Raw genomic sequence first — 23,234 nt, forward strand, 5'->3', positions numbered from 1 at the left:
GCTGTACAGACACCCGATGTCGCGCCAGACTGCGACGTGACAAGCCCGACCCTGCTCGAATCGTGCAAAAGGAGATGCCATGACCCGCCTCGTTCTCGCCTCCGGCTCCCGCTGGCGCCGCCAGCTTCTCGACCGCCTCGAGCTGCCCTACGCCTGGGCCGCGCCGGACATCGACGAAACGCCGCACCCCCGCGAATCCCCCCAGGCCCTCGTACACCGCCTCGCCCTTGGCAAGGCCACGGCCCTGGCCGGGGAGTACCCCGACCACCTGATCATCGGCTCCGACCAGGTCTGCCTGTTCGATGACCAGATACTGGGCAAACCCGGCGACGCGGCCACCGCCCGTGCCAACCTGCAGCGATTCTCGGGCCAGCGCGTGCGCTTTCTGACCGGCATTGCCGTCATCGATACCGCGCATGCCCGCCACTGGGTCGACCACGAACGCTATGACGTGATCTTCCGCGACTTGAGCGAGACCGAGATCGCCCATTACGTCGACCGCGAGCAGCCGCTGGACAGCGCCGGCAGCTTTCGCATGGAAGGCCTGGGCATCACGCTGTTCGAACGCCTCGAGGGGCGTGACCCCAATACCTTGATCGGGCTGCCGCTCATCCGCCTGTGCGAGATGCTGCGCGAAGCGGGCCTGGACCCGCTCGGCTGAGACGACGCCGTCACTGCACCTGATAGCGCACGGGCGAGGCGTGATGGGCCATGCCGGTCCATTCGGCGGCGACGCGCCCGAGCTGACGCGACAGGCGCGACAGGGGGTCGAGGGCGGGCGTGTAATCCCGCCGCGGCACGCCACCGAAGCGCTCCCGCGACAATGCATCGAGGCTGCTCAGCCCGTCGACCAGCCCCAGCCCGAGGGCCTGCTCGCCCGTCCAGATCAGGCCCGAGAAGAGACGGGGGTCGTCGTCGAGCCGATCGCCGCGCCCCGCCTTGACGTCATCGATGAACTGACGGTGCGTGGTATCCAGCACCGTCTGCCAGAACGCGCGCTGCTCGTCGCGTATCGGCGAGAAGGGATCCAGAAACGCCTTGTTGTCACCGGAAGTGAAAACGCGCCGCTCCACACCGACCTTGTCGATGGCTTCCTGCAGCCCGAATCCCGAATAGATCACCCCGATCGACCCCACCAGACTGGCCGGCGACGCATAGATGTCGTCCGCCGCCGAGGCCATGTAGTAAGCACCGCTGGCGCCGATGTCCTCGATCACCGCCACCACGGGCTTGTCGCCCTGCGCCGCCAGACGGCGAACCTCGTCGTAGACGCGCTGCGACTGTACCGGACTGCCGCCCGGACTGTTGATGTGCAGCACCACGCCCCGCGACGACGGCGCTTTCCAGGCGTCACGCAGCCCCTCGATGATGCGCTCGGCACTCGCCTCGCCCTGCGCATCGATCACGCCCTGCACCTCGACGACGCCCAGGTGCGGTCCCGCGGTGCCCGTCATGTCGCGCCCGGCGAAAAATACCGCATAGGTCGTCATCGCCAGCGAGGCGGCAATCAGCGCCGCGAAGACAAAGCGGAAGAACAGCTTCCAGCGTCGTGTACGGCGCTGTTCGACGAGAACGCCATCGATCCAGCGATCGAGCATGTGCTGCTCGCGCAGGCGGCGCAGCTCGCGCAGCTGCTCGGGGTCGCCGGCGGCGGCCTCCTCGGCGCGCCGGCGGTCCTCGTCTCGCGACCCGCGCTCCACCTCGGGGCCTTGCGTCCAGGCGTCGTCACGCTTGTCATCATCCATCATGTCTCACTCCGTGCCATCATCGTCGCGGGGGCGTGCCGGGGCTCGGCCATGGGCGCGTACAGCGCCTCGAGCAACGCAGGAAAGGTATCCACCATGCAGACCGGCTGGCTGCGCGCCAGTCGCTCCCGCGCATGCACGCCATAGGTCACCGCCGCGCGGTCCATGCCCAGTGCACGCGCCATCTCCATGTCGTATTCGGTATCGCCGACCATCAGCGCATCGCGGGGCTCGACCCCGGTCTCGGTCAGCAGTTCCTCCAGCATCAGAGGATGCGGCTTGGAGCGCGTCTCGTCGGCCGTGCGGCTGGCATGGAACCAGTCACCGCTGCCGGTATGGGCAAAGACGCGATCCAGCCCGCGACGACTCTTGCCGGTGGCCACGGCCAGGCGCAGCCCGGGCTCGCCGCGCAGCCTCGCGATACCGGCTTCCACGCCCGCGAAAAACGCCATCGGCACCTGATCCGCCGCCACGAAGTGCGCGGAATAGCGCTCGCGCATGCGTTCGCGCTGCGCGGCCGGCATCCCCGGGCACAGAATCTCGAGGGCCTCGGGCAGCCCCAGGCCGATGATGTCGCGCACGGCCGCGTCGGTCAGCGGCGCGGCGCCGACATCGCGCGCAGCCGCTTGCATGCAGGCGACGATACGCGCCGCGGAGTCCATCAAGGTGCCGTCCCAATCGAAGATCACTAGCCGATAGCGCAAACCCCTTCCCCCTCGTCGATACCCTGTGTCGGCGCCCCGCTCCGGGCACCGCCGTGAACCGTTTCCCTCAGCGCGCTTGCCGCGCCCTCGCCAGCACCCCCTCGAGGGTCTCCCCGAGCGGCGCCTTGACGTGCACCGGACGGCCGCTGCTGGGCTCGGGGAACGTCAAGGCGTTGGAGTGCAGGAACAGGCGCTCCAGCTTGAGCTCGCGCGCCAGACGCGCGCCCTCGCGGGTGCCGTACTTGTCGTCGCCCAACAGGGCGTGCCCGGCATGCGCGGCATGGACGCGGATCTGATGCGTGCGCCCGGTGACCGGCTCGGCCTCGATCAAGGTGACACGCGAAAAGGCCTCGCGCACGGCGAAGCGCGTGCGCGACACCTTGCCCTGACTGTCGACCCGCACTCGCCGCTCGCCATTGCCCGCATCGAAACGGTCGAGCCGCGCGCTGACGAACTCGCGCCGCGTCGGCCAGCGCCCCTGCACCAGCGCCAGATACTGCTTGTCCATCTGGTGTGCCTTGAGCGCCTGGTTCAAGGTCACCAACGCCGTACGCGACTTGGCCAGCAGCAGGCACCCGGACGTGTCGCGATCCAGGCGGTGCACCAGCTCGAGGAAGTCCAGATCGTCGCGCACCTGACGCAGGGCCTCGATCAAGCCGATCTTCACCCCGCTGCCGCCATGCACGGCGAGCCCGGCCGGCTTGTTGATCACCAGCCAGTCCGGCCCTTCGACCAGCACGCTGCCCGCCAGCAGGTTGCGCAACCCGTCGCTGACTTCGCGGACCGCCTCCTCGGGTGCCAGCCGCAGCGGCGGGATACGCACCAGATCCCCCAGCTCCAGGCGATAGTCGGCCTTGACCCGCTTCTTGTTGACGCGAATCTCCCCCTTGCGCACGATCCGATAGATCAACGACTTGGGCGCACCCTTGAGCCGTGTGCGCAAGAAATTGTCGATCCGCTGACCGACCTGCCCTTCACTCACTTCCACCCACTGTACGTCGCGGCCTTCGGCCATGCGCACCCTCTCCTTATACGAATCGCCACCGGATTTCGGCGCTGGACGCCACACGCCATTCTACCGCAGCGAGACAGCCTTGAGGCCAATTGCTGCGTTATCGCTTTACTGTTATATTCGAGGCTCGCTCAAATGGGCATCAAGCGCCCGTCAGTTGCGCCTGCTCTGCAGACACGCAGGCCCGAGCGAAGAACATGACATCCCCCGCGCGCCGATGCCGCATCGTCGCGCCCAAGGGGAAGCGAACGTTTGGAACGCCATGCCCGCTAGGGGCGCACGACTCGCTCGTCGCCAACCACACGGGGTGACATAAACACCGTGCCGGGGCCGGCGTCGCCGAATCGACCAATTGCTAGCTGTCTGGCGGATGACCGCAGGGCCGGACGGGCACACACTCCCGCCGAAACACGTCCTGCCTCCGCCGTGTACTCAACATGCTCTTGCAGTGTTCAGGGATGGGTAGAACGGGATCGATACGAACGGAACAACGAAGTTGAACACCCTTCGAAGCGCTGGCGGGCCCTCTCGTCCACCGCATTCGGCGGCCATCATCACGCGCGTCGTCCCCAACGGGGCGGCGACATCCGTTGGTATGCCTGTCCTGCCGCCCTCGGCCCGTTCCGGGTCGTCAAGACATCGTCACGACATGCACTGAGCACCAGCATGCAAGCAAACGATTCGTCGCACCGCTGCCACGCTTTGCCGTTCGACCGGCACGCCTAGTCAGTGAGACTTGCATGAAACGAATGCTCATCAACGCGACACAGCCCGAAGAGCTGCGCGTCGCGCTCGTCGATGGACAACGCCTGTACGATCTCGACATCGAATCCGGTGCTCGGGAACAGAAGAAAGCCAATATCTACCGTGGCCGAATCACGCGGATCGAGCCCAGCCTCGAAGCCGCCTTCGTCGATTTCGGCGCCGAACGACACGGCTTCCTGCCGCTCAAGGAAATCTCCCGCGAGTATTTCACCAAGGAGCCTTCCGGGCGTCCCAACATCAAGGAAGTGCTCAAGGAAGGCCAGGAAGTCATCGTCCAGGTGGACAAGGAGGAGCGCGGCAACAAGGGCGCCGCGCTGACCACCTTCATCAGCCTGGCCGGCCGCTTCCTCGTGCTGATGCCCAACAACCCCCGTGCCGGCGGCATTTCGCGGCGCATCGAGGGGGATGACCGGGCCCAGCTCAAGGACGCCATGGGCCAGCTGACCGTGCCCGACAAGATGGGCGTCATCGTGCGCACCGCCGGCATCGGTCGTTCCCCCGAGGAACTGCAGTGGGACATGGATTACCTCGTGCAGGTCTGGGAGGCCATCACCGAGGAAGCCGGCAAGCGTAGCGCGCCGTTTCTGATCTATCGCGAATCCAACGTCATCATCCGCGCGATGCGCGACTATCTGCGCCACGACATCGGCGAGGTCTTGATCGACAGCCCCGAGGTGCATGAAGAGGCCCTGCATTTCATCCGCCAGGTCATGCCCTCCTACCAGAACAAGATCAAGCTCTACGCCGACGACGTGCCGCTGTTCTCGCGTTTCCAGATCGAGTCGCAGATCGAGACCGCCTATCAGCGCGAGGTCAAGCTCCCGTCGGGCGGCGCCGTGGTCATCGACCACACCGAGGCACTGGTGTCCATCGACATCAACTCGGCGCGCGCCACGCGCGGCAGCGATATCGAGGAAACCGCGCTGCAGACCAACCTCGAGGCCGCCGACGAGATCGCGCGCCAGTTGCGTCTGCGCGATATCGGCGGCCTGGTGGTCATCGACTTCATCGACATGACGCCGGCCAAGAACCAGCGTGAAGTGGAAAACCGCGTCCGCGACGCGCTCAAGCTCGACCGGGCGCGCGTGCAGATCGGGCGCATCTCGCGTTTCGGCCTGATGGAAATGTCGCGTCAGCGCCTGCGCCCGTCGCTGGGCGAGACCAGCGGCGTGGTCTGCCCGCGCTGCAACGGCCAGGGCACCATCCGCGACGTGCGCTCCATTTCGCTGTCGATCATGCGCCTCATCGAGGAAGAGGCCATGAAGGAACGCAGTTCCCAGATTCGCGCCATTCTCCCGGTGCCCGTGGCGACCTACCTGCTCAACGAAAAGCGCAGCGTGCTCAACGATATCGAGCAGCGCCAGGGAGTGCAGGTCGTCCTTCTGCCCAATCCCGACATGGATACGCCGCATTACGACGTGCAGCGCCTGCGTGACGACCAGGTCAGCGAGGAAGACGGCCAGCGCTCGAGCTTCGAGCTGCCCACCACCACCGAGCTGACACAGGAACCCGATCCGGCACTCGACAAGCCGATGCAGCGCGCGGAAGCGGCGGTCAAGAGCGTGGCCCACAACGCCCCGGCGCCGACCTCGCTGCAGCACGATACCGCACCGCCGGCGACGCCGACGCCGGCGCCCGCCGCCGACGCCCCGGCCTCCACGCCGGCCGAGAGCGGCCTGTTCTCACGTCTGGTAAAAGGACTCGGCAAGCTGCTCAACGGCGAGGACAGCACCTCGCCGTCGAAGCAGTCGAACGATCAGGCGCAGCAGAGCGGAGCCTCGAAAACCACCAGCGAGGCACGGCGTCAGCGGCAAGGCAGCGACCAGTCGTCCACCTCGCGCAGCGACGGTGACACCGGCAGCAAGCAGCGTCAGAACGACGATAGCCGTCGCGATGCCGGCTCCGGCAACGGTCGCGGTGGCAATCGCCGGCGTCGCAACGGCGAGGAATCGCAGGATCGCCAGGCGTCGCGCAGCGACAACCGTGATGGCAACCGCAGCTCGCGTTCCTCGCGTGGCAATGGCGGCAATGGCGGCCGTAACGAGAACGCACGCGGCAGCGGTGGCAGCGACAAGGGCCGCCAGGACACGCGCAGCGACTCTCGCAACGACGCGCGCAACGACTCGCGCAGCGATTCTCGTAACGATGGACGCAACGCCACCAAGGGCGGCAACAAGCCCCGCGAGGAAAACAAGGACGCCAAGGCCGGCAAGCCCAAGGCGGAAACGCCTTCGCAGAGCGCGCCCGACAAGCAGGCCACGTCCGACAAGCAGACGACGCCGAGCCAGGATGACGCGCCGAAGAGCGACGGCAAGCCGAAGCGCACGCGCAACAATCCGCGTCAGCGCAGTCGCAAGCATGCCGTGAATCCGAACGCGGTCGCCGAGCAGGAAAAGCTGCAGGCGCAAGCGCAGCAGGGAGCCGAAGGCGCAACGTCGACGGGCGACAACACACAGCCGCAGGCCACCGCTACCCAGGCTTCGCCCGAGGCCGAGCCGACGAGCACGGCACCCAGCGACGCGCCGGCCGCAGCGGCCGCCCCCACAGACGAGGATGAAAGCTCGCAGGCAGCGGCGGCCAAGTCGTCGCAAGATGCCAAGTCGCGCAACGCCAAGTCCAAGCGCTCGCGGAACGCGTCCAAGCCGGCCCGGACTGCCTCGGAAACCGCCGACGCGGCACCGCAGGGCAAGACGTCGGCCGACGCACCGGAAACGGCAGCTGAAGCACCGTCCCAGCCCCGCGAGGCAGCGGCCGCCGCGCAGCCGGCCGATAGTGCGACCTCCGAGGCACCGGCGACCGCGAATGCGGACACTCGAGCCTCTGCCCCGGCCGATGACGCCTCCGCGCTCAGCGAACCGAAAGCGCCGCGCGATGCGACACCGAGCGCCGAGGCACCCGCCGACGAGACCAGTGCGTCCGACGCGCCTCGCGGCGAGGCCAGCGACTCCCAGCCGGCATCCAGCGCTGCCACCGACGAAGCCACGTCCACTGGACGCGACACCGTCGAGCAGGAGGCTGCTACCCCGGTGACGAAGGACGAGGCGGCGACAGCGCCTGCCACGTCCTCTGCGGACGCCGACGTCGACACACGTCAGGACGCCGCGTCCTCCACGGCAACGCCGCAGGACGACACGCTAGCCACGCCTGCATCGCAGCCGGAGCAGAAGGCATCGACCGATGCACCGGCGCCGCAGGCGGAGCCGACAACGCCGGCCGCCGCTGCCGCCTCGTCATCCGACGAGCAAGCACCGGCCGAGGTCAGCGAGTCCCAGCCCCAGGCGGAGCCGAAAGCGCCGAGCGACGCTTCCGCAACGTCATCGGAGGAGAAGGCATCCACCGAGACGCCTGCACCGCAGCCGGAGCAGACGGCCTCGACAGAGGCGTCCGAGCCGCAGCAGGCGACGGCATCCGCACCGCGTCGTCGCCGTCGCGCGCACAACGACCCTCGCGAACAGCGTCGTCTGCAGGAGAACCTCTTCCGGGGCGACGATAACGCCTGAGTCGTCACGGGCGGCCCCCGGGCCGCCCGGAGCGGACACGCCATACCGCGACACGAAAACGCCTGAAGGATGATCCTTCAGGCGTTTTTCATGGTGCCTTCCTGTGGGGTGCCCACCACGCCGACGAGTGCCGCAGCGCCCTACCCCAGCAGACGCGGCTCGCGTTCCAGGACCACATTGAAGCGCTGCTGCACGGCATCGCGAATGCGCTCGGCCCAGGCCAGCAAGGCCGGCCTGTCGCCGCCACCGAAGTGCACCAGCACCAACGCCTGACGCTCATGCATCCCGAAGGCGCCGCAACGCTGTCCCTTGAAGCCGCAGCGGTCGATCAGCCAGCCCGCCGCGAGCTTGATGCGGCCATCGGGCTGGGGGAAATGCGGCATGTCGGGGAATTCCTGCAACAAGCGCTCGGCATGCGAGGCCTCGACCACGGGATTGGTGAAGAAGCTGCCGGCATTGCCCAGCACCGCGGGGTCGGGCAGCTTCTCGCGCCGTATGGCGCACACTGCCGTGTAGATCTCGTGCGGCGTGGGTGACGTCGAGACGCGCTGGGCGAGATCGCCATAGCCGAGACGCGGCGCGGGACGGCGCGACAAGCGCAGCACGATCTTCGTCACCACCACGCGCCCCGCCAGGGAGCGCTTGAAGATACTGTCGCGATAGGCGAAGTCGCAGGCCTCGCGGGGCAGCACCTCCTCGCGACCATCCTCGCGATACATGACATGCACCGCCTCCAGGACATCGGCCAGCTCGACGCCGTAGGCGCCGATGTTCTGGATCGGCGCGGCCCCCACCTGCCCCGGGATCAAGGCCAGGTTCTCGATGCCCCACCAGCCTTTCTCGACACAGGCGGTGACCAGCTCGTGCCACGACAGGCCGGCCTCGGCATGCACCTGCACCGTCTGCTCGTCGACCGCGTGCCACCACCAGTCGTCGCATGCCAGCTGCAACGTCACGCCCGGCAGACGCGCCGGCAGGATGACGTTGCTCGCGCCGCCCACCACCTGCAACGGCGCCTCGTCGTGACGGGCCATGGCCAGCGCCTGACGGATGTCATCGCGGGTGGTCGCCGCGACCAGGCGCGCCGCCCGGCACGGCAACCCCAGGGTATTGTCGAGGGGCGCGTCGTCAGCGATGTGCATCGCCACGCTCCAGGCGCTGCCTGCAGGCATCGATGAGCCCATCCGCCGCCTGCTCGATCAGGGCGAACACCTCGGCGAAGCCGTCGTCCGTCCCGTAGTAGGGATCCGGCACCGAGCGTCCCCGCTCGCCGGCGAAGTCCAGCAGCAGACCGACGTGCGCCTGGCAGTCCGCCGGCGCCATGCGCTGCATGTGGGCCAGGTTCTCCGCGTCCATGGCCAGCAGGTAGTCGAAGCGCCGAAAGTCCTCCACCGAGAGCTGGCGCGCGCGCAGCGAGGCGATGTCGATGCCGCGTGCGCGGGCTTCCTGCTGGGCGCGCGGATCCGGCGGCTCCCCGACGTGCCAGCGCCCGGTACCGCACGAGTCGAGCGCCACCTCGTCGGCCAGCCCCGCCGCCTGAAGGCGGGATCGCACGATGCCCTCGGCGGTCGGCGAGCGGCAGATGTTGCCCAGGCAAACGAACAGAATGCGTATCATGCCGCCCCTTCCCCCTCGGCGATCAAGCGACGAACCCGCGCGAGATCCGCTTCGGTGTCGACGCCCGCGGGATGCGCCTCGGCGGCCAGCGCCACCTGGATTCGGTGCCCATGGTGCATGGCACGCAACTGTTCGAGCTGTTCCAGCTGCTCGAGCGGCGACGGCAGCCAGTCGACATACGCCGCCAGAAAACCGGCACGATAGGCGTAAAGGCCGATATGACGCAGCCAGGCATCGGTCGCCAGGCAATCGGGACGCGTGGCGAAATGCTCCCGGTCCCAGGGCACCGGCGCCCGCGAGAAATACAGGGCGCGCCCGTGCAGGTCGCGCACGACCTTGACCACGTTGGGATTGAACAAGGTTTCCACGTCGCCGATGGGCTCGGCCAGGGTGGCAATGGAGGCCGTGGTGTCGTCGGCCAGCCGGCGTACCACCTGGTCGATCAACGCCGGCGGCAACAGGGGCTCGTCCCCCTGCACGTTGACCACGATGGTGTCGGCATCCAGCTCGAGCCGGGCCGCGACCTCCGCCAGGCGGTCGGTGCCCGAGGGATGATCGGGCGCGGTCAGCATGACATCCGCACCGTACGGCTGCATGGCCGCCTCGATGCGCTCGTCATCGGTGGCGATCACCACCCGCGTCGCGCCACTCTGGCACGCGCGCCGCCAGACGCGGGCGATCATCGGTTCGCCGTGGAGGTCCAGCAAGGGCTTGCCCGGCAGACGCGAGGCGCCATAGCGTGCCGGTATCACGACCACGACATCACTCATGACGTGGCATCCCGCGCCTCGCCCGGCGCCTTCGGCGACTTGCCCAGCTTTTCGTCGGCATCCATGTGGCGCGCCTGCTCTTCGAGCATCACCGGAATCTCGTCCTCAATGGGAAACGCCAGTCCGTCGAAGTGGCATTTGAGTTCCGCACGTTCGCGGTCGTACTTCAGCTTGCCCTGACAGCGGGGGCAGACCAGCATCGCCAGCAATTCCTTATCCATGCATCACCTCTCGGTCAGCGCCGCCAAGCGGCCCTCCAGCCATGTCACGAATGCGGCGTCGGGATGCGCTTCCACATCGAGCACCCAGCAACGTTCATGAGCGAAGGGCCGGCATTTGACCGCGTCCTTGGCCGTCATCACGACCGGCCGGTTATCGGAAAATTGAAGATCGGCGGCATCGAATCGATGATGATCGGCCAGCGGACAGGGATCGAATTCGACGTCCAGCGTCTTGAGGGTATCGAAAAACCGCGTGGGATGGCCGATGCCCGCCAGCGCGTGCACACGGCCGTTGAAGGGACGCCCCTCGATGGGATAGCAGACATCGTCGATCAGATGCCGCCAGCGCGAGGGCACCAGGCGCATGCCGTGATGAGGCACGGGAAGATCCTGCTCGAGGGCGCCATTGCCGATCACCGCATCCACTTCATGCAGGCGCGACAGCGGCTCGCGCAGCGGCCCGGCGGGCAGGCAACGGCCATTGCCGAACCCCCTTGCGCCGTCAACGACCACCAGTTCGATGTCGCGTCCCATCGCCAGGTGCTGCAGGCCATCGTCGGACAGCAAGATGTCGCACCCCGCGGCGATCAGCTTGCGCGCGGCTCGCGGACGATCGGGGTCGACCGCCACGGGCAGTCCTGTCTGCGCCGCGAGCATGACCGGCTCGTCCCCCGCTTCCACGGGCGAGGTTTCCGGCGTGACGTACAGCGGATAACGATGTGCATGGCCGCCATATCCCCGCGACACGATGCCCGGGTGCCAGCCGCGTTCTCGTAACCAGCGCCCCATCCATGCCACCAGGGGTGACTTGCCGGTGCCACCCACGGACAAGTTGCCGATCACGATCAACGGCACCGGGGGTGTCCAGACTTTCTTCGTGCCACGCTGATAGGCTCTACGTCGCGCACTCATGACCTGGGCGTAGAGCCCCGCCAAGGGACGCAACGGTACGAGCCAGGCCGCGTCGCGGTACCAGGCATCCTGCAAGCGACTCACTCGGCCTCCTGGAATTGCAGTTGATGAAGCGCCGCATAGGCACCGTCTTGGGCCAACAGTTCGCCATGCGTGCCGCTCTCGATGATTTCGCCCTGCTCCATGACCAGGATGCGATCAGCACGTTCGATGGTCGACAGGCGATGCGCGATGACGAAGGTCGTGCGCCCCCGGCATACCCGTTCCAGCGCCTGCTGGATATAGCGTTCGGACTCGGTATCCAGCGCCGACGTCGCTTCGTCGAGCACCAGCAGCGGCGCATCCTTGAAGATGGCCCGCGCGATGGCCAGGCGCTGCCGCTGGCCACCGGACAGCATAACGCCGTTGTCGCCGACGACGGTATCGTAACCGTTGGGCAAGCGCTCGATGAACTCGTGCGCGTAGGCGGAACGTGCCGCGCTCTCGACCGCCTCGCGATCCGCGTCGGGATGGCCGTAGGCGATATTGGCGGCGATGGTGGTATTGAACAGCGTGACTTGCTGGGACACCAGTGCGATACGCTGACGCAGCGGTGACAGCGCGTATTCCTGGATATCCACGTCATCCAGCAGCACCCGGCCTTCGGTGGGCCGATAGAAGCGCGGCATCAGGCTGACCAGCGTCGACTTGCCGCTGCCGGAACGCCCCACGATGGCAATCATCTCGCCCTGGGGCACGTCCAGGTCGATGCCCTTGAGCACTTCCGCCTGATCCTCGCCGTAGCGAAAGCGCACGCCCTCGAAGCGGACACGACCGTCGATGCGCGCCGGCACGTAGCTGCCTTCGTCGACCTCGGGCGGCTGTTCGAGCAGACCGAACAATTCCTGGGAGGCGGAAAGCCCTTTCTGGATCGTGCTGTTGACTTCGGTCAGCTGGCGTACCGGCTTGGCCATCAACGAAGCAGCGGTAATGAAGGCCACGAACTCGCCCGGCGTCATCGACGCCATGAGTGCCGGCGACATCGCCAGCCAAACCAGTCCCGCCAGGGAAAGCGCCACCAGCAGCTGAATGACCGGCGTGCTCACCGCCTTGGTCAGGGCCACCTTCATGCTCTGTTCGCGGTTGTAATCGCTGGCCTCGGCGAAGCGCGCCTTTTCGTAGGCTTCGGCACCGTGGGTACGCACCACCCGATACCCCGACAGCGCCTCGGACGCCACATGAGTGACATCGCCCATGGAATTCTGTATGCGCCGCGACAAGCGGCGGAAACGCTTGCTGGTGTAATTGACGACCAGCCCGATCAACGGGGTGACGGCCATGAAGATGAGCGTCAGCATCCAGTTGGTCCACAGCAGATAGCTGACCAGACCGATCACGAACAGCCCTTCGCGCAGGATGATGGTGATCGCGTTGGTGGCCGCTCCGGTGACCTGTTCGACATGGTAGGTGACGCGCGAGAGCAGATGACCGCTCGAGTGCATGTCGAAGAAACGCCCCGGCAGGCGCAGCATGTGATTGAAGACCTCGCAGCGCAGTGCATGCACCACGTTACGGGCCACGTCGCTCATGTAATAGGTGCCCAGGAAGGTTCCCACGCCACGCGCCGCGAACATGCCGATCACGAACAGGGGCAGCATGAGACGAAATGCCGCATCGGGATTCTGAATGCCGTCGATCAGACGCTTCATCATCTCTGCGAGCGCGGTGCTCGAGGCCGCATAGATGGCATAGCCCACCACGGCGGCCAGGAATGCCTTCCAATACGGTCTGACGTAACTCAGCAAGCGACGGTAAAGGGACCAACTGGTAGCGTTTCTCACGGCGTCTCCGCTTGTCGAGAGGCTTGCTCGCCCCATCTCCCGGGGCAAATACTGAAGTCGCTGCATGACGCCCGGATGGCAGCCCTTCGCCATCGCCCCGAGCGCCATGCATGGCCATCGGCGACGCTCGCCCGGCTCTGCATGTAGAGCGATGCCACACGGGATACGAGGGGTGACCGCTCAATCGCCGGATTCTACCCCAATGCACGGCCCTTCGACACCGCCGGGCGGGCGCGCGGGCCGCATGCGCAACGGAGCCTCGCCCAGGGTGAAACGCAACGCGCCGTCGACGGCGGTATTCCACAGACAGCTCCCGGCGCGCCGGAAACGGCGCACCACCTCGGGATGAGGATGGCCATGGGCGTTGTCGCGGCCGGCGCTGAAGATCACATGCCGAGGACGTACCCGCGCGACGAAGGCCGGTGACGAACTCGTACGGCTGCCGTGGTGGCCGGCGATCAGCACCGTCAGCGGGCGCTCGGCGTCTCGCAGCAGACGGCGCTCGATGGTGGTGCCAGCATCCCCCATGATCAGCAAGCGCTGCCCGCCGGCCGTCACGCTCAGCACGCAGGAGCGATCGTTGTCGCTCAATGCCGAGTCACCGGAACGCGGCGACAAGAACCGGTAACTCACCTCGTCGCGCCGCCAGGCCACGCCTTGACGGCAGGCGTGCGTGGCAACGCCCACCGCCATGTTCGGCGGCCCCCACCAGCGCCCGACATGATGCATGTCGCGTAACGTGGCCACGCCGCCGGCATGGTCGCGATCGCTGTGACTGACGATGACATCGTCGAAGCGACGCCCCGGCGGCCACAACGTGGCGGCGGGGGCGAACCCCGAGCCGTAACGCGGCCCCGTATCGAACAGCATGCGTTGCGTGGCACTGCGCAGTTCAACCAGTTGCCCCTGCCCCACATCGTGGACGGTGACCACGACCCGCCCCGGCGGAATCGTCGACGGCTGCCAGGTCAGTGCCAGAGCGATCAGGCTCAGCGAGGCCCACACACGAACGGACCGCGCGAGGCCCGGCATCAGCCATGCTCCCCCCCAGGCAGCCAGCAGCAACGCCAGGGGCAGGATTTCCTCGCCCGGTGGCAACCACGATGGCACGATTTCGCCCATCCACGCGAGCCCTTGCCAGACGAGCTGGGCCAGGGCATCGAAGGCCCGCCAGGGCAACATGGCCAGCCCCGGCGACCAGGCCAGGGCCCACCCCGCCAGCCCCAGCGGTACCATCAGGCTTCCCACCAGCGGCACGGCAACCAGGTTGATCAAGGGCGCGGCCGACGACAAGCGCTCGAACCCCACCAGCACGGCCGCCGCCATGAAGGGCGCCAGCAGGCATTGCGAGCGTACCAGGGCGAGCAGCCATCCCCTCGCGCCACGCGGCACCGGCCTGCCCTGCCAGGCGGCGATCAACACCCCTACCGCCAGGAACGACAGCCAGAGCCCGGGCTGCCACACCGTCAACGGGTCGCCCGTGACGACCACCAGCAATGCCAGCCACCAGGCCTGCCAGGGGCCGGGCGCATGGCGACCGCTGGCCACCCACAACCCCAGCAGCGCCATCACCGTGGCGCGCAGGGCCGGCGGCTCGAAACCCGCCAGACCGGCATACCCCAGTGCCGACGCCCCGGCCAGCCACCACGGCCAGGCCGCGAGTCGCCAGCGTCCCGGCGTCACGACGCGCGCCAGGAAACGCAGCAGACAGAGCGCGACGCTCGTCACCAGGCCGACATGCAACCCCGAGATCACCATGAGGTGCGTGGTACCGGTGGCGTTGAGCAGATCCCAGTCGTCCTGGGTCAACCGCTCGCCGGCGCCGAGGGTCAATGCCGCCAGCCAGCGCTTGCCGAGCGGCGACAACGCACGTGCCTCCAGAAATGCCAGCCCCGTCTCGCGCAGGTCGGCGGGGGCCGCCTGGAGGCGCTGCGCGGACGCGGCATCACGCACATAGCCCGTCGCCTGGATGCCTTCACGCCACAGCCATGCGGCATAGTCGAAACCATAGCCGTTGGCGAAGCCCTGCGGCGGGCGCAGGCGCGCCGTCAGGCGCCACTGATCGCCGACACGCAGCGCGGGCGCGTCGTACCAGGAGAGGCGTACCCGTGACAGACGCGTGCAAGGCGGCAATCCCGCTGCCCGGGGCACGCAGCGCTCGACCGCGAGACGCAGCTTGGCCAGCCCGTGATCGCGGCTCACCTGTGTCACCCGCCCCTCGAGCGCGACATCCTGACGCGCCAGCCCCTCGGGGAGTTCGCCCGCCGCTTGTACGGCGACATTCAGCGCACACCATCCCGCCACCAGCAGCATCGCCAGCCCGCGCCAGCGGGCCTGAGCCACCGCCAGCAGGCACAGCAGTCCCCACGGCCCCGCGGCGCTCGACACGCCCCACCCGCCCCAGACGCTACCGACCAGGGCCGACAACGCCAGCGGCATCGCCCAACCGATCCGCATCCGTCCGAGTCTTCAATTTAGAAAAAACGGATATATGATCGATCGTCGCCGGCTTGCGTGCAACGATGGCGAGAGCATCGGGTTGTATGGATAATGAATCGACATTTCGATAGCCCGTGGACCATGCCTCGCCGACTCCTGCAGCGTTACATGCCCCGGCCGGAAACGCTGAGACGCCAGAAATCGCTGCGTTTCATGCATCACCTGCTGGGCGATCCGTCGCTATGGATGCTGTCACGCCGCAGTGTGGGCAACGCTTTCATGGTCGGGCTGTTCGTTGCCTTGTTGCCGATTCCCTTGCAGATGCTGGCCGCCGCGTTCGGTGCCTGGCTCTTGCGCTGCAATCTCCCGCTGTCGGTCAGCCTCGTGTGGCTGACCAACCCGCTCACCATGCCGGTCATCTTCTATTTCAACTATCGGGTGGGCGCCTGGCTGCTCGACACGCCGGCCAGGCACATGCCGGACCGACTTTCGACCTCGTGGATCGCCGAGAAGATGGCGGACATTCTGCCGGCCCTGCTGACCGGGTCGATCGTGGTGGCGATCGTCGTGGGGCTGCTGAGCAACCTGACGATTCGCCTGATCTGGCGTTGGCAGGTGGCCCGGAGCTGGAAGCGCCGCGCTCGGCAGCGCCGCCAGCGCCAGGCATGAAGTGCTATGCGTCCTCGCTCAGGCGCCCCTGATCGAGACGCATGACCCGGTCCTGATGCGCGGCCAGCCCGGGGTCGTGCGTCACGATGATGAAGGCACACGCGCTCTGCGCGGCGAGCCCGTCCATCAGCGCCAGAATGTGGCCTGCCGTGGTCTGGTCGAGGTTGCCCGTCGGCTCGTCCATCAGCACCAGGCTGGGATCGGTCACCAGGGCGCGTGCGATCGCGACGCGCTGCCGTTCGCCGCCGGACAATTCGCCCGGCTTATGCTCGCCGCGCGCTTCCATGCCCACCTTCGCCAGAATTTCCCGTGCCCGCGCCTGGGCCTCCTGGCGCGTCTGCCCCCGGATGAGCAGGGGCATGGCGACATTCTCCAGGGCCGAAAACTCCGCCAGAAGGTGGTGGAACTGATAGACGAAGCCGATGTGCCGGTTGCGGAAGCTGCCCAGCGCCGCCTCCCCCATCTCGGCAAGCGACTGACCGGCGATGCGCACCTCGCCGGCACTCGGGCGATCCAGCCCGCCCAGCAAATTGAGCAGCGTCGTCTTGCCCGAGCCCGAGCTGCCCACGACGGCGACGCGCTCGCCGGCGCGTACTTCCAGTTCCAAGGCATCGAGCACGGTGACATCCTGCGGGCCTTCGCGATAAATGCGCGTCAGGCCCTCGCACTTCAGCATGATCTCGTTGTTGGCGAACGCCGGGGTGTCGTTCGATGCCATCGCGGTGTCCTCACTCATAGCGCAATACCTCGGCCGGTTGAATACGCGCCGCCCGCCAGGCGGGATACAGCGTTGACAGGAATGTCAGCACGAAGGCCGATCCCACGATGATGCCCACATCGCACCACTGAAGTTGCGAGGGCAGGTAGCTGATGAAATAGACATTCGGGTCCAGGAAGTGGATACCGGTCAACGCCTCGAACCAGGCGATCAGATCCGACACGGACAGTGCCAGCACCACGCCGAGCAACACCCCCACGACGATGCCGATGATGCCGATCGCCATGCCTTGCACCATGAAGATGCGCATGATGGTCCCCGGCTTGGCGCCGATGGTCCGCAGGATGGCGATATCGGCATGCTTGTCGGTCACCACCATGACCAGCGTGGAGACGATATTGAATGCCGCCACGGCGACGATCACCATCAGCAGCAAGCCGATCATGCGCTTTTCCATCTGGATGGCCTGGAAGAGATTGCCGTGGGTGTAGGTCCAGTCCACCCCCCGATAGCCGCTCCCCAGGTCGTTCACGATCGCGCGCGTGACCGGCCCTGCCTGAAACAGGTCGTCCAGTTCCAGACGCAGGCCTTCCACCGAGTCGCCCAGGCGTCCCAGCGTCTGCATGTCCTGGATGTTGGCATAGGCAAGGTTGGCGTCCAGGTCGGCCCCCACCTTGAAGATGCCGCTGACGGTGAAGCGCTTGAGCCGCGGGAACACGCCTCCCGGTGTGATCGAGGCCTCGGGCACCAGCAGCGTCACGCGATCCCCGACCCCCACGCCGAGATTGCGCGCCAGCAGATCCCCCAGCACCACGTGCCACTCCCCGGGCGCCAGATCATCCAGCGAGCCACGCGTCATGTGCTCGTCGATGATCGAGACCTTGCTTTCATAGTCCGGTTGAATCCCGTTGACCATCGCGCCTTGCGTGCGCCCCTCGGAGGAAAACATCCCCTGCTGTTGCACGAACGGGGCCGCACCGATGACGTGATCACGCTTCTCGAGGCGTTCGGCGAGCGCCTTCCAGTCCGTCATGCCCCCCTGGGCTTCGATGCGGGTATGCGGCACCATGCCCAGTACCCGCGTCCGCAGTTCATGATCGAAACCATTCATCACCGACAGCACGAGAATCAGCACCGCCACCCCCAGCATCAGGCCGAGCATGGAAGTGAGGGAAATGAAGGAAATAAAATGGTTGCGACGTTTGGCGCGCACGTAGCGCAGTCCGATAAGAAACGGCAAGCGATCCAGCATCGACATCGATTCCTTGGTATGAGCCGGGCTCATGGTACGTGTTTTTGCGCGTTCCTGCATGAGCCATCGAAGGGCGCCGCATCGGCCGCCCGTGGGTCCTTCGTGACACTTGCATCCGTGTCGGCGCAGACTAAAATGCCGCGGCCACCCCGCACCGCGATCATTCGACGCCGAGGCGCCCCAATCCCCATAGGAGACCGCAATGCTCCCACGCCTGTTCCCCGAATGGCATCCCCAGGATGCCATTCAGCTCACCTGGCCCACGACGGAAAGCGACTGGGAGCCTCTGCTCGAACGCATCGAAGCCACCATGGAAGCCATCGTGGTCGCCATCACCCGCTTCCAGCCGGTGCTGATCGTCGTCGCCGATGCACCCACCCGGCAGCGCCTCGATGCGCGTTTCATGCAACTGGGCGTTCATCCGAAGCAGTGGCGACTCATCGTCGCCCCCTCCGACGACACCTGGACCCGCGACCACGGCCCCATCGCCGTCGAGCGGCAATCGGGGGTGGTGCTGCTGGATTACCACTTCACCGGCTGGGGCGGCAAGTTTCCCGCCCAGCGTGATGATGCCCTGACCGCGGCCCTGGCGGACATCGGCATTTATGCCGCGCCCTGCGAGCAACGCGATCTGGTGCTGGAGGGCGGTGCCATCGACAGCGATGGCGAAGGGACTCTGCTGGTCACCGAGGCGTGTCTGCTCAACCCCAACCGCAACCCGGACTTGACTCGCGAGGACATCGAAGCGCGCTTGCGCGACGACCTGGGTATCGAACGCTTCCTGTGGCTCACGCAGGGCCACCTCGAGGGCGATGACACCGACAGCCACATCGATACGCTGGCGCGTTTCTGCGACCCACACACCATCGCCTATGTCCGCTGCGAGGATCCGGACGATCCGCACTACCCGGCCCTCGCCCAGATGGAAAGCGAGCTCAAGGCCATGCGTCGCGCCGACGGCAGCGCCTATCGCCTGATTCCGCTGCCCCTGCCGCAGCCGTGTCACGACCCGGACGATGGCCACCGTCTGCCGGCAACGTATGCCAACTTCCTGATCATCAACGGCGCGGTGCTGGTGCCCACCTATGCCGACGCCGCCGATGGCGTGGCCCTGACGGCACTGGCCAGTGCCTTTCCGGGACGCAGCATCATCCCCATCGACTGCCGCACCGTCATTCGCCAACATGGCAGCCTGCACTGTCTGACCATGCAGCTGCCGCGCGGCGCACTCTTCACGCCGTCGAACGGCGACGTCACTTCGGAGGCCTGATCCCATGCCAGCGACACTCAAGGTAGGACTCGTTCAACAAGCGGCCTGGCCCGACAAGGCACGCAGTCTGGCGGAAAGCGAGGCCGGCATTCGCGCCCTGGCCGCACAGGGCGCGACCCTGGTACTGCTGCAGGAGCTGCATGCCACGCATTATTTTTGCCAGACCGAAGACGATACCCTCTTCGACCTGGCCGAGCCGCTCGACGGTCCCAGCGCGCAGCGCCTGGCCGCCCTCGCCGCCGAGCTCGACATCGTGCTCGTCGGGTCGTTGTTCGAACGGCGCGCGGCGGGGCTCTACCACAACACGGCGGTGGTCTTCGATCGCCAGCAGGGACGCGTCGGCTATTATCGCAAGATGCATATTCCCGACGATCCCGGTTTTTACGAGAAATTCTATTTCACCCCCGGGGATGCCGAGGCCGGCGCCGGCTTCGAGCCGATCGATACCTCCGTGGGTCGGCTCGGCCTGCTGGTGTGCTGGGATCAGTGGTATCCCGAAGCCGCGCGCCTCATGGCACTGGCCGGTGCCGATCTGTTGCTGTACCCCACCGCCATCGGCTGGACACCCACCGACGCGCCGGAGGAAAAACAGCGCCAGAAGGATGCCTGGACCCTGATTCAGCGCTCGCACGGCGTGGCCAACGGCCTGCCGGTGCTGGTCGCCAATCGCGTGGGACACGAGCCCGATCCCTCGGGTGCCAGTCCCGGCATCGATTTCTGGGGAGGCAGCTTCGTGTGCGGCCCGCAAGGCGAGCTGCTGGCACAGGCCGACGACGCGCCCGCCCATCTGCTGGTCGACGTCGACCTGAGCCGCAGCGAGCAGGTCCGCCGCGTGTGGCCCTACCTGCGCGACCGCCGCATCGACGCCTACGATGAGCTCACCAAGCGTTATCGCGACCGCTGACGCCATGCATGCGACGTGACGGACGCGTAACGGCCCCATGCCGCTGCGTGTCCGTCTACCGGCATGGATTGTCAGGATGGCTTGTCAGAGCGGTCCGTCGTTGCCATGATGGCGAGCAACACCGGAAGATAACGGTATAAGAAATGGAACGACAATACAGATTGCTCGCCCAGCTCGAACATCAGTTCGATCACGTGATCGAAACCTGCGAAGCACTGATCGGTCATGCCGAGCGGCACCCCCCGGACGGCTGGGTGCTGGGCGGAGCGCCCTTCGAGGCACGCTGGCTGCGCCATGCTTTGCTGGACTTCTGGTACCAGGATGGCCAGGACGGCCGCGCGACACGCAACTACATCGGCCTGGTCGCCGCCGACTCGGCTCTGCTCGCCCATGTCGATGAGGTCAACCAGGCCAAGCAGACATTCGCGGCGACCCTGGCCGAGATTCGCCAGCACTTCCCGAGCCTGGTCGCCGAAGCCAAGGCCGTGCTGCCCTTTCGTCACCCTACCCTGCACGACCACCTGCGCGGCAAGGGCCTGGCACGCCTGCATCTCAAGCAATGCTGGCGACACCTGCCCGTCGCCGATGCACCGCTCGCCCAGGTGCGTCTGGCCTGGTACACCAGCGGCCGATCCATCAAGCGCCTGAGCGTGCGCGATGCCGAGCGACGCCTGCTGGAGATGGACAGCGACAGCCCTCATATCCGCATTCAGCTACGCGCCCTGGCGGGCATTCCCGACAGCGAGCCCCTCGCCCAGGTACAGACCCAGACGCCGGTGATGCGCGCCAATCTGTTCTTCCGCGAAGCGCTGGACGACGGTCGCCAGAGGCGCGCCATGAACGTACCCCTGCCGCTGTTCATTCCCTCGCCGGAGGGGCGCCTGCCGCCGCACAACGTGCCCGCCGATGCACCGCCTCCGACACGCACGAGAGCCAAGCGCGCCGATACCAAGCTCGAGGACACGCCGTTCCTGCCCAGCTTGCGTGCCTATCGCTACCGCTAGCCGCGTCAGAAATCCTGACTGCTGGACGGCAATTGCTTGAGGGTCAACTGCCGGTGCAGGCGGATCACCGGCCGGATCAACAACTGCAGACTGCCGATCACGAACAGCCAGATGCCGGCTTCCTTGACGCCTCCCTGGAAGAAGAAGCACACACTGCCGATCGTGAACCACAGCCCCAGCATGAGATCGTTCACGGTGCTGGCCAGTTCATGGCGACGATGCACGATCAGTTCTTCACGCCCCAGCGTGAAGGTCGTCTCGTCGCTGTTCGGTTTCTCCTCTCGTTGCATGACAACCTCCTTGTGCTCGTGTGAGAGTGGACGCCCAAACGCGACGAGCCGGCTTGCAAGCCGGCTCGTCGCGGGCCGACCTCGGTCGGCTCGCCGGGGCCGCTGCACGCAGCCGCGCCCGACATCATCGGATCTCATCAAAACACGCGGTTCAAGCCGTTTTGCGCCGCGACCCGATAGGCCTCGGCCATGGTCGGGTAATTGAACGTGGTATTGATGAAGTACTTCAAGGTGTTGGCCTCACCCTTCTGCTGCATGATCGCCTGGCCGATATGCAGGATCTCGGAGGCCTGGTCACCGAAGCAGTGAATGCCCAGGATCTCCAGCGTCTCGCGATGGAAGAGAATCTTGAGCATGCCGACGGTATCGCCGGTGATCTGCGCACGCGCCGTGTCCTTGAAGAACGCCTGCGCCACTTCGTAAGGCACCTTGGCCTCGGTCAGCTCGCGCTCGTTCTTGCCCACCGAACTGATCTCGGGAATGGTGTAGATGCCCGTGGGAATGTCCTCGACGAAGCGGAAGTCCTCGTCGAGGAAGTCATCGCTGGCGCTGCGGCCCTGGTCGTACGCCGCGCTGGCCAGGCTCGGCCAGCCGATGACATCGCCCACGGCATAGATGTGCGGCACCATGGTGCGGTAATGCTCATCGACCTGCAGCTGACCACGCCCGTTGGGCTCGAGGCCGATGTTTTCCAGCCCCAGCTCGTCGGTGTTGCCGGTCCGCCCGTTCGCCCAGAGAAAGGCGTCGGCGCGCAACCGCTTGCCCGACTTGAGCTTGACGATCACGCCCGACTCATCGCCCTCGATGCTCTCGTAGTCCTCGTTGTGACGCACCAGCACGCCGTTCTGACGCAGATGATAGGACAACGCGTCGCTGATCTCGTCGTCGAGGAACGACAACAGCCGCTCGCGCATGTCGATCAGGTCGACCTTGACCCCCAGACCCGAGAAGATCGACGCGTACTCGGAACCGATGACCCCGGCCCCGAAGATGATCAAGGTGCGCGGCGTGTGCGACAGCCCCAGGATGGTATCCGAGCAATAGATACGCGGATGCCGGAAATTGATATCGGCCGGGCGATACGGCCGCGATCCCGTGGCGATGACGAACTGCTGGGCGCAGAGTTCCTCGACGCCATCCTGGTTGTCGCGCACGGTCAGGGTGTGCTCGTCGCGGAAGCGGGCAACGCCGAAGAACAGGTTGATGCGGTTGCGCGAATAGAACTGCGTGCGCATCTCGACCTGCTGGTCGATGGTGACCTTGGAACGCTCCAGCACGCGAGGAAAGGAAAACCAGCGCGGTTCGCCGATGTCGCGGAACATGCGGTTGGTATTGAACTGCATGATCTGCTTGACCTGGTGACGCAGCGCCTTGGAGGGAATCGTGCCCCAGTGCGTGCAATTGCCGCCGACCGCCTGCTGCTTCTCGACGATGGCCACGCGCTTGCCGTGCTTGGCCGCATTGATGGCCGCACTCTCCCCGGCGGGTCCCGAGCCAATCACCACCACATCAAAATTGTGAACTGCCATTAGGTTCGCCTGCTCCTCTTGGTGCATGAGGAACCGCTGCGATAAGTCTCAACGCAAGACCGGTCACGGCACAGGAGTCGCACGAAGCGCGGC

20 protein-coding genes are annotated in these 23,234 nt (G+C 66.4%); 6 read left to right on the top strand and 14 right to left on the bottom strand.

Going from position 1 to position 23,234, the window contains the following annotated elements; translation table 11 throughout:
• Positions 1–79 precede the first annotated feature (79 nt).
• A complete protein-coding gene (locus ABGX75_RS03425; protein ID WP_011506895.1) occupies positions 80–661 on the top strand; it encodes a Maf family protein in 582 nt (193 codons plus the stop codon).
• A 10-nt stretch (positions 662–671) separates the two neighbouring features.
• On the opposite strand, the gene sppA is transcribed toward ABGX75_RS03425, so the two are convergent.
• The 3 genes from sppA to ABGX75_RS03440 all read right to left on the bottom strand — a co-directional run bounded on the left by sppA (position 672) and on the right by ABGX75_RS03440 (position 3,464).
• Positions 672–1,745 carry a signal peptide peptidase SppA gene (sppA, locus tag ABGX75_RS03430; protein WP_347410981.1) on the bottom strand — a complete coding sequence of 358 codons (1,074 nt, stop codon included), beginning with the start codon at positions 1,743–1,745 and terminating at the stop codon, positions 672–674.
• Entirely contained in the window at positions 1,745–2,449 is a 705-nt protein-coding gene (locus ABGX75_RS03435; RefSeq protein WP_035412475.1) for an HAD-IA family hydrolase, read from the bottom strand. Before ABGX75_RS03435 ends, sppA begins: the two co-directional genes overlap by 1 nt.
• 67 nt (positions 2,450–2,516) lie before the next feature.
• Entirely contained in the window at positions 2,517–3,464 is a 948-nt protein-coding gene (locus ABGX75_RS03440; RefSeq protein ID WP_035412471.1) for an RluA family pseudouridine synthase, read from the bottom strand.
• Between the two features lie 737 nt (positions 3,465–4,201).
• Between ABGX75_RS03440 and rne the strand changes: the two genes are divergently transcribed.
• Positions 4,202–7,726 (top strand): ribonuclease E, encoded by a 3,525-nt coding sequence (gene rne, locus ABGX75_RS03445; protein ID WP_347410966.1) that lies wholly within the window; start codon positions 4,202–4,204, stop codon positions 7,724–7,726.
• Between the two features lie 140 nt (positions 7,727–7,866).
• Here the strand turns inward: rne and murB are convergent, their stop codons facing one another.
• The 7 genes from murB to ABGX75_RS03480 all read right to left on the bottom strand — a co-directional run bounded on the left by murB (position 7,867) and on the right by ABGX75_RS03480 (position 15,523).
• Positions 7,867–8,868, bottom strand: a complete 1,002-nt coding sequence (gene murB / locus ABGX75_RS03450; protein ID WP_011506890.1) for a UDP-N-acetylmuramate dehydrogenase — start codon at positions 8,866–8,868, stop codon at positions 7,867–7,869.
• A complete protein-coding gene (locus ABGX75_RS03455; RefSeq protein WP_043559261.1) occupies positions 8,855–9,340 on the bottom strand; it encodes a low molecular weight protein-tyrosine-phosphatase in 486 nt (161 codons plus the stop codon). Before ABGX75_RS03455 ends, murB begins: the two co-directional genes overlap by 14 nt.
• Positions 9,340–10,113: a 3-deoxy-manno-octulosonate cytidylyltransferase gene (gene kdsB / locus ABGX75_RS03460; protein ID WP_110061678.1), complete on the bottom strand. Its 774-nt coding sequence runs from the start codon at positions 10,111–10,113 to the stop codon at positions 9,340–9,342. Before kdsB ends, ABGX75_RS03455 begins: the two co-directional genes overlap by 1 nt.
• Positions 10,110–10,334, bottom strand: coding sequence for a Trm112 family protein (locus ABGX75_RS03465; protein ID WP_035412461.1), 225 nt, complete (start codon positions 10,332–10,334; stop codon positions 10,110–10,112). Before ABGX75_RS03465 ends, kdsB begins: the two co-directional genes overlap by 4 nt.
• Before the next feature lie 3 nt (positions 10,335–10,337).
• Positions 10,338–11,330 (bottom strand): tetraacyldisaccharide 4'-kinase, encoded by a 993-nt coding sequence (gene lpxK, locus ABGX75_RS03470; RefSeq protein WP_035412459.1) that lies wholly within the window; start codon positions 11,328–11,330, stop codon positions 10,338–10,340.
• On the bottom strand, positions 11,327–13,066 hold the full coding sequence (gene msbA / locus ABGX75_RS03475; RefSeq protein WP_011506885.1) for a lipid A export permease/ATP-binding protein MsbA: 1,740 nt from the start codon (positions 13,064–13,066) through the stop codon (positions 11,327–11,329). Before msbA ends, lpxK begins: the two co-directional genes overlap by 4 nt.
• A gap of 180 nt (positions 13,067–13,246) precedes the next feature.
• On the bottom strand, positions 13,247–15,523 hold the full coding sequence (locus ABGX75_RS03480; RefSeq protein ID WP_347410965.1) for a DNA internalization-related competence protein ComEC/Rec2: 2,277 nt from the start codon (positions 15,521–15,523) through the stop codon (positions 13,247–13,249).
• Between the two features lie 123 nt (positions 15,524–15,646).
• Here ABGX75_RS03480 and ABGX75_RS03485 point away from each other — a divergent pair, with 123 nt between their 5' ends.
• A complete protein-coding gene (locus tag ABGX75_RS03485) occupies positions 15,647–16,174 on the top strand; it encodes a DUF2062 domain-containing protein (RefSeq protein ID WP_035412940.1) in 528 nt (175 codons plus the stop codon).
• Between the two features lie 4 nt (positions 16,175–16,178).
• On the opposite strand, the gene ABGX75_RS03490 is transcribed toward ABGX75_RS03485, so the two are convergent.
• Positions 16,179–16,892, bottom strand: a complete 714-nt coding sequence (locus ABGX75_RS03490) for an ATP-binding cassette domain-containing protein (RefSeq protein WP_258305802.1) — start codon at positions 16,890–16,892, stop codon at positions 16,179–16,181.
• 10 nt (positions 16,893–16,902) lie between these two features.
• Positions 16,903–18,144: a lipoprotein-releasing ABC transporter permease subunit gene (locus tag ABGX75_RS03495; protein WP_347410964.1), complete on the bottom strand. Its 1,242-nt coding sequence runs from the start codon at positions 18,142–18,144 to the stop codon at positions 16,903–16,905.
• A gap of 202 nt (positions 18,145–18,346) precedes the next feature.
• Here ABGX75_RS03495 and ABGX75_RS03500 point away from each other — a divergent pair, with 202 nt between their 5' ends.
• The 3 genes from ABGX75_RS03500 to ABGX75_RS03510 all read left to right on the top strand — a co-directional run bounded on the left by ABGX75_RS03500 (position 18,347) and on the right by ABGX75_RS03510 (position 21,322).
• Positions 18,347–19,414 (top strand): agmatine deiminase family protein, encoded by a 1,068-nt coding sequence (locus ABGX75_RS03500; protein WP_347410963.1) that lies wholly within the window; start codon positions 18,347–18,349, stop codon positions 19,412–19,414.
• Between the two features lie 4 nt (positions 19,415–19,418).
• Positions 19,419–20,318 carry a carbon-nitrogen hydrolase gene (locus tag ABGX75_RS03505; protein WP_347410962.1) on the top strand — a complete coding sequence of 300 codons (900 nt, stop codon included), beginning with the start codon at positions 19,419–19,421 and terminating at the stop codon, positions 20,316–20,318.
• Between the two features lie 143 nt (positions 20,319–20,461).
• Entirely contained in the window at positions 20,462–21,322 is an 861-nt protein-coding gene (locus ABGX75_RS03510) for a DNA replication terminus site-binding protein (protein ID WP_128690545.1), read from the top strand.
• A 5-nt stretch (positions 21,323–21,327) separates the two neighbouring features.
• On the opposite strand, the gene ABGX75_RS03515 is transcribed toward ABGX75_RS03510, so the two are convergent.
• Positions 21,328–21,612 carry a YrhK family protein gene (locus ABGX75_RS03515; RefSeq protein WP_011506877.1) on the bottom strand — a complete coding sequence of 95 codons (285 nt, stop codon included), beginning with the start codon at positions 21,610–21,612 and terminating at the stop codon, positions 21,328–21,330.
• A 137-nt stretch (positions 21,613–21,749) separates the two neighbouring features.
• On the bottom strand, positions 21,750–23,168 hold the full coding sequence (sthA, locus tag ABGX75_RS03520) for a Si-specific NAD(P)(+) transhydrogenase (protein ID WP_256985075.1): 1,419 nt from the start codon (positions 23,166–23,168) through the stop codon (positions 21,750–21,752).
• Positions 23,169–23,234 lie beyond the last annotated feature (66 nt).

The sequence above is a fragment of the Chromohalobacter sp. genome (genome assembly GCF_039830575.1).
Taxonomy (GTDB): Bacteria; Pseudomonadota; Gammaproteobacteria; order Pseudomonadales; family Halomonadaceae; genus Chromohalobacter; species Chromohalobacter israelensis.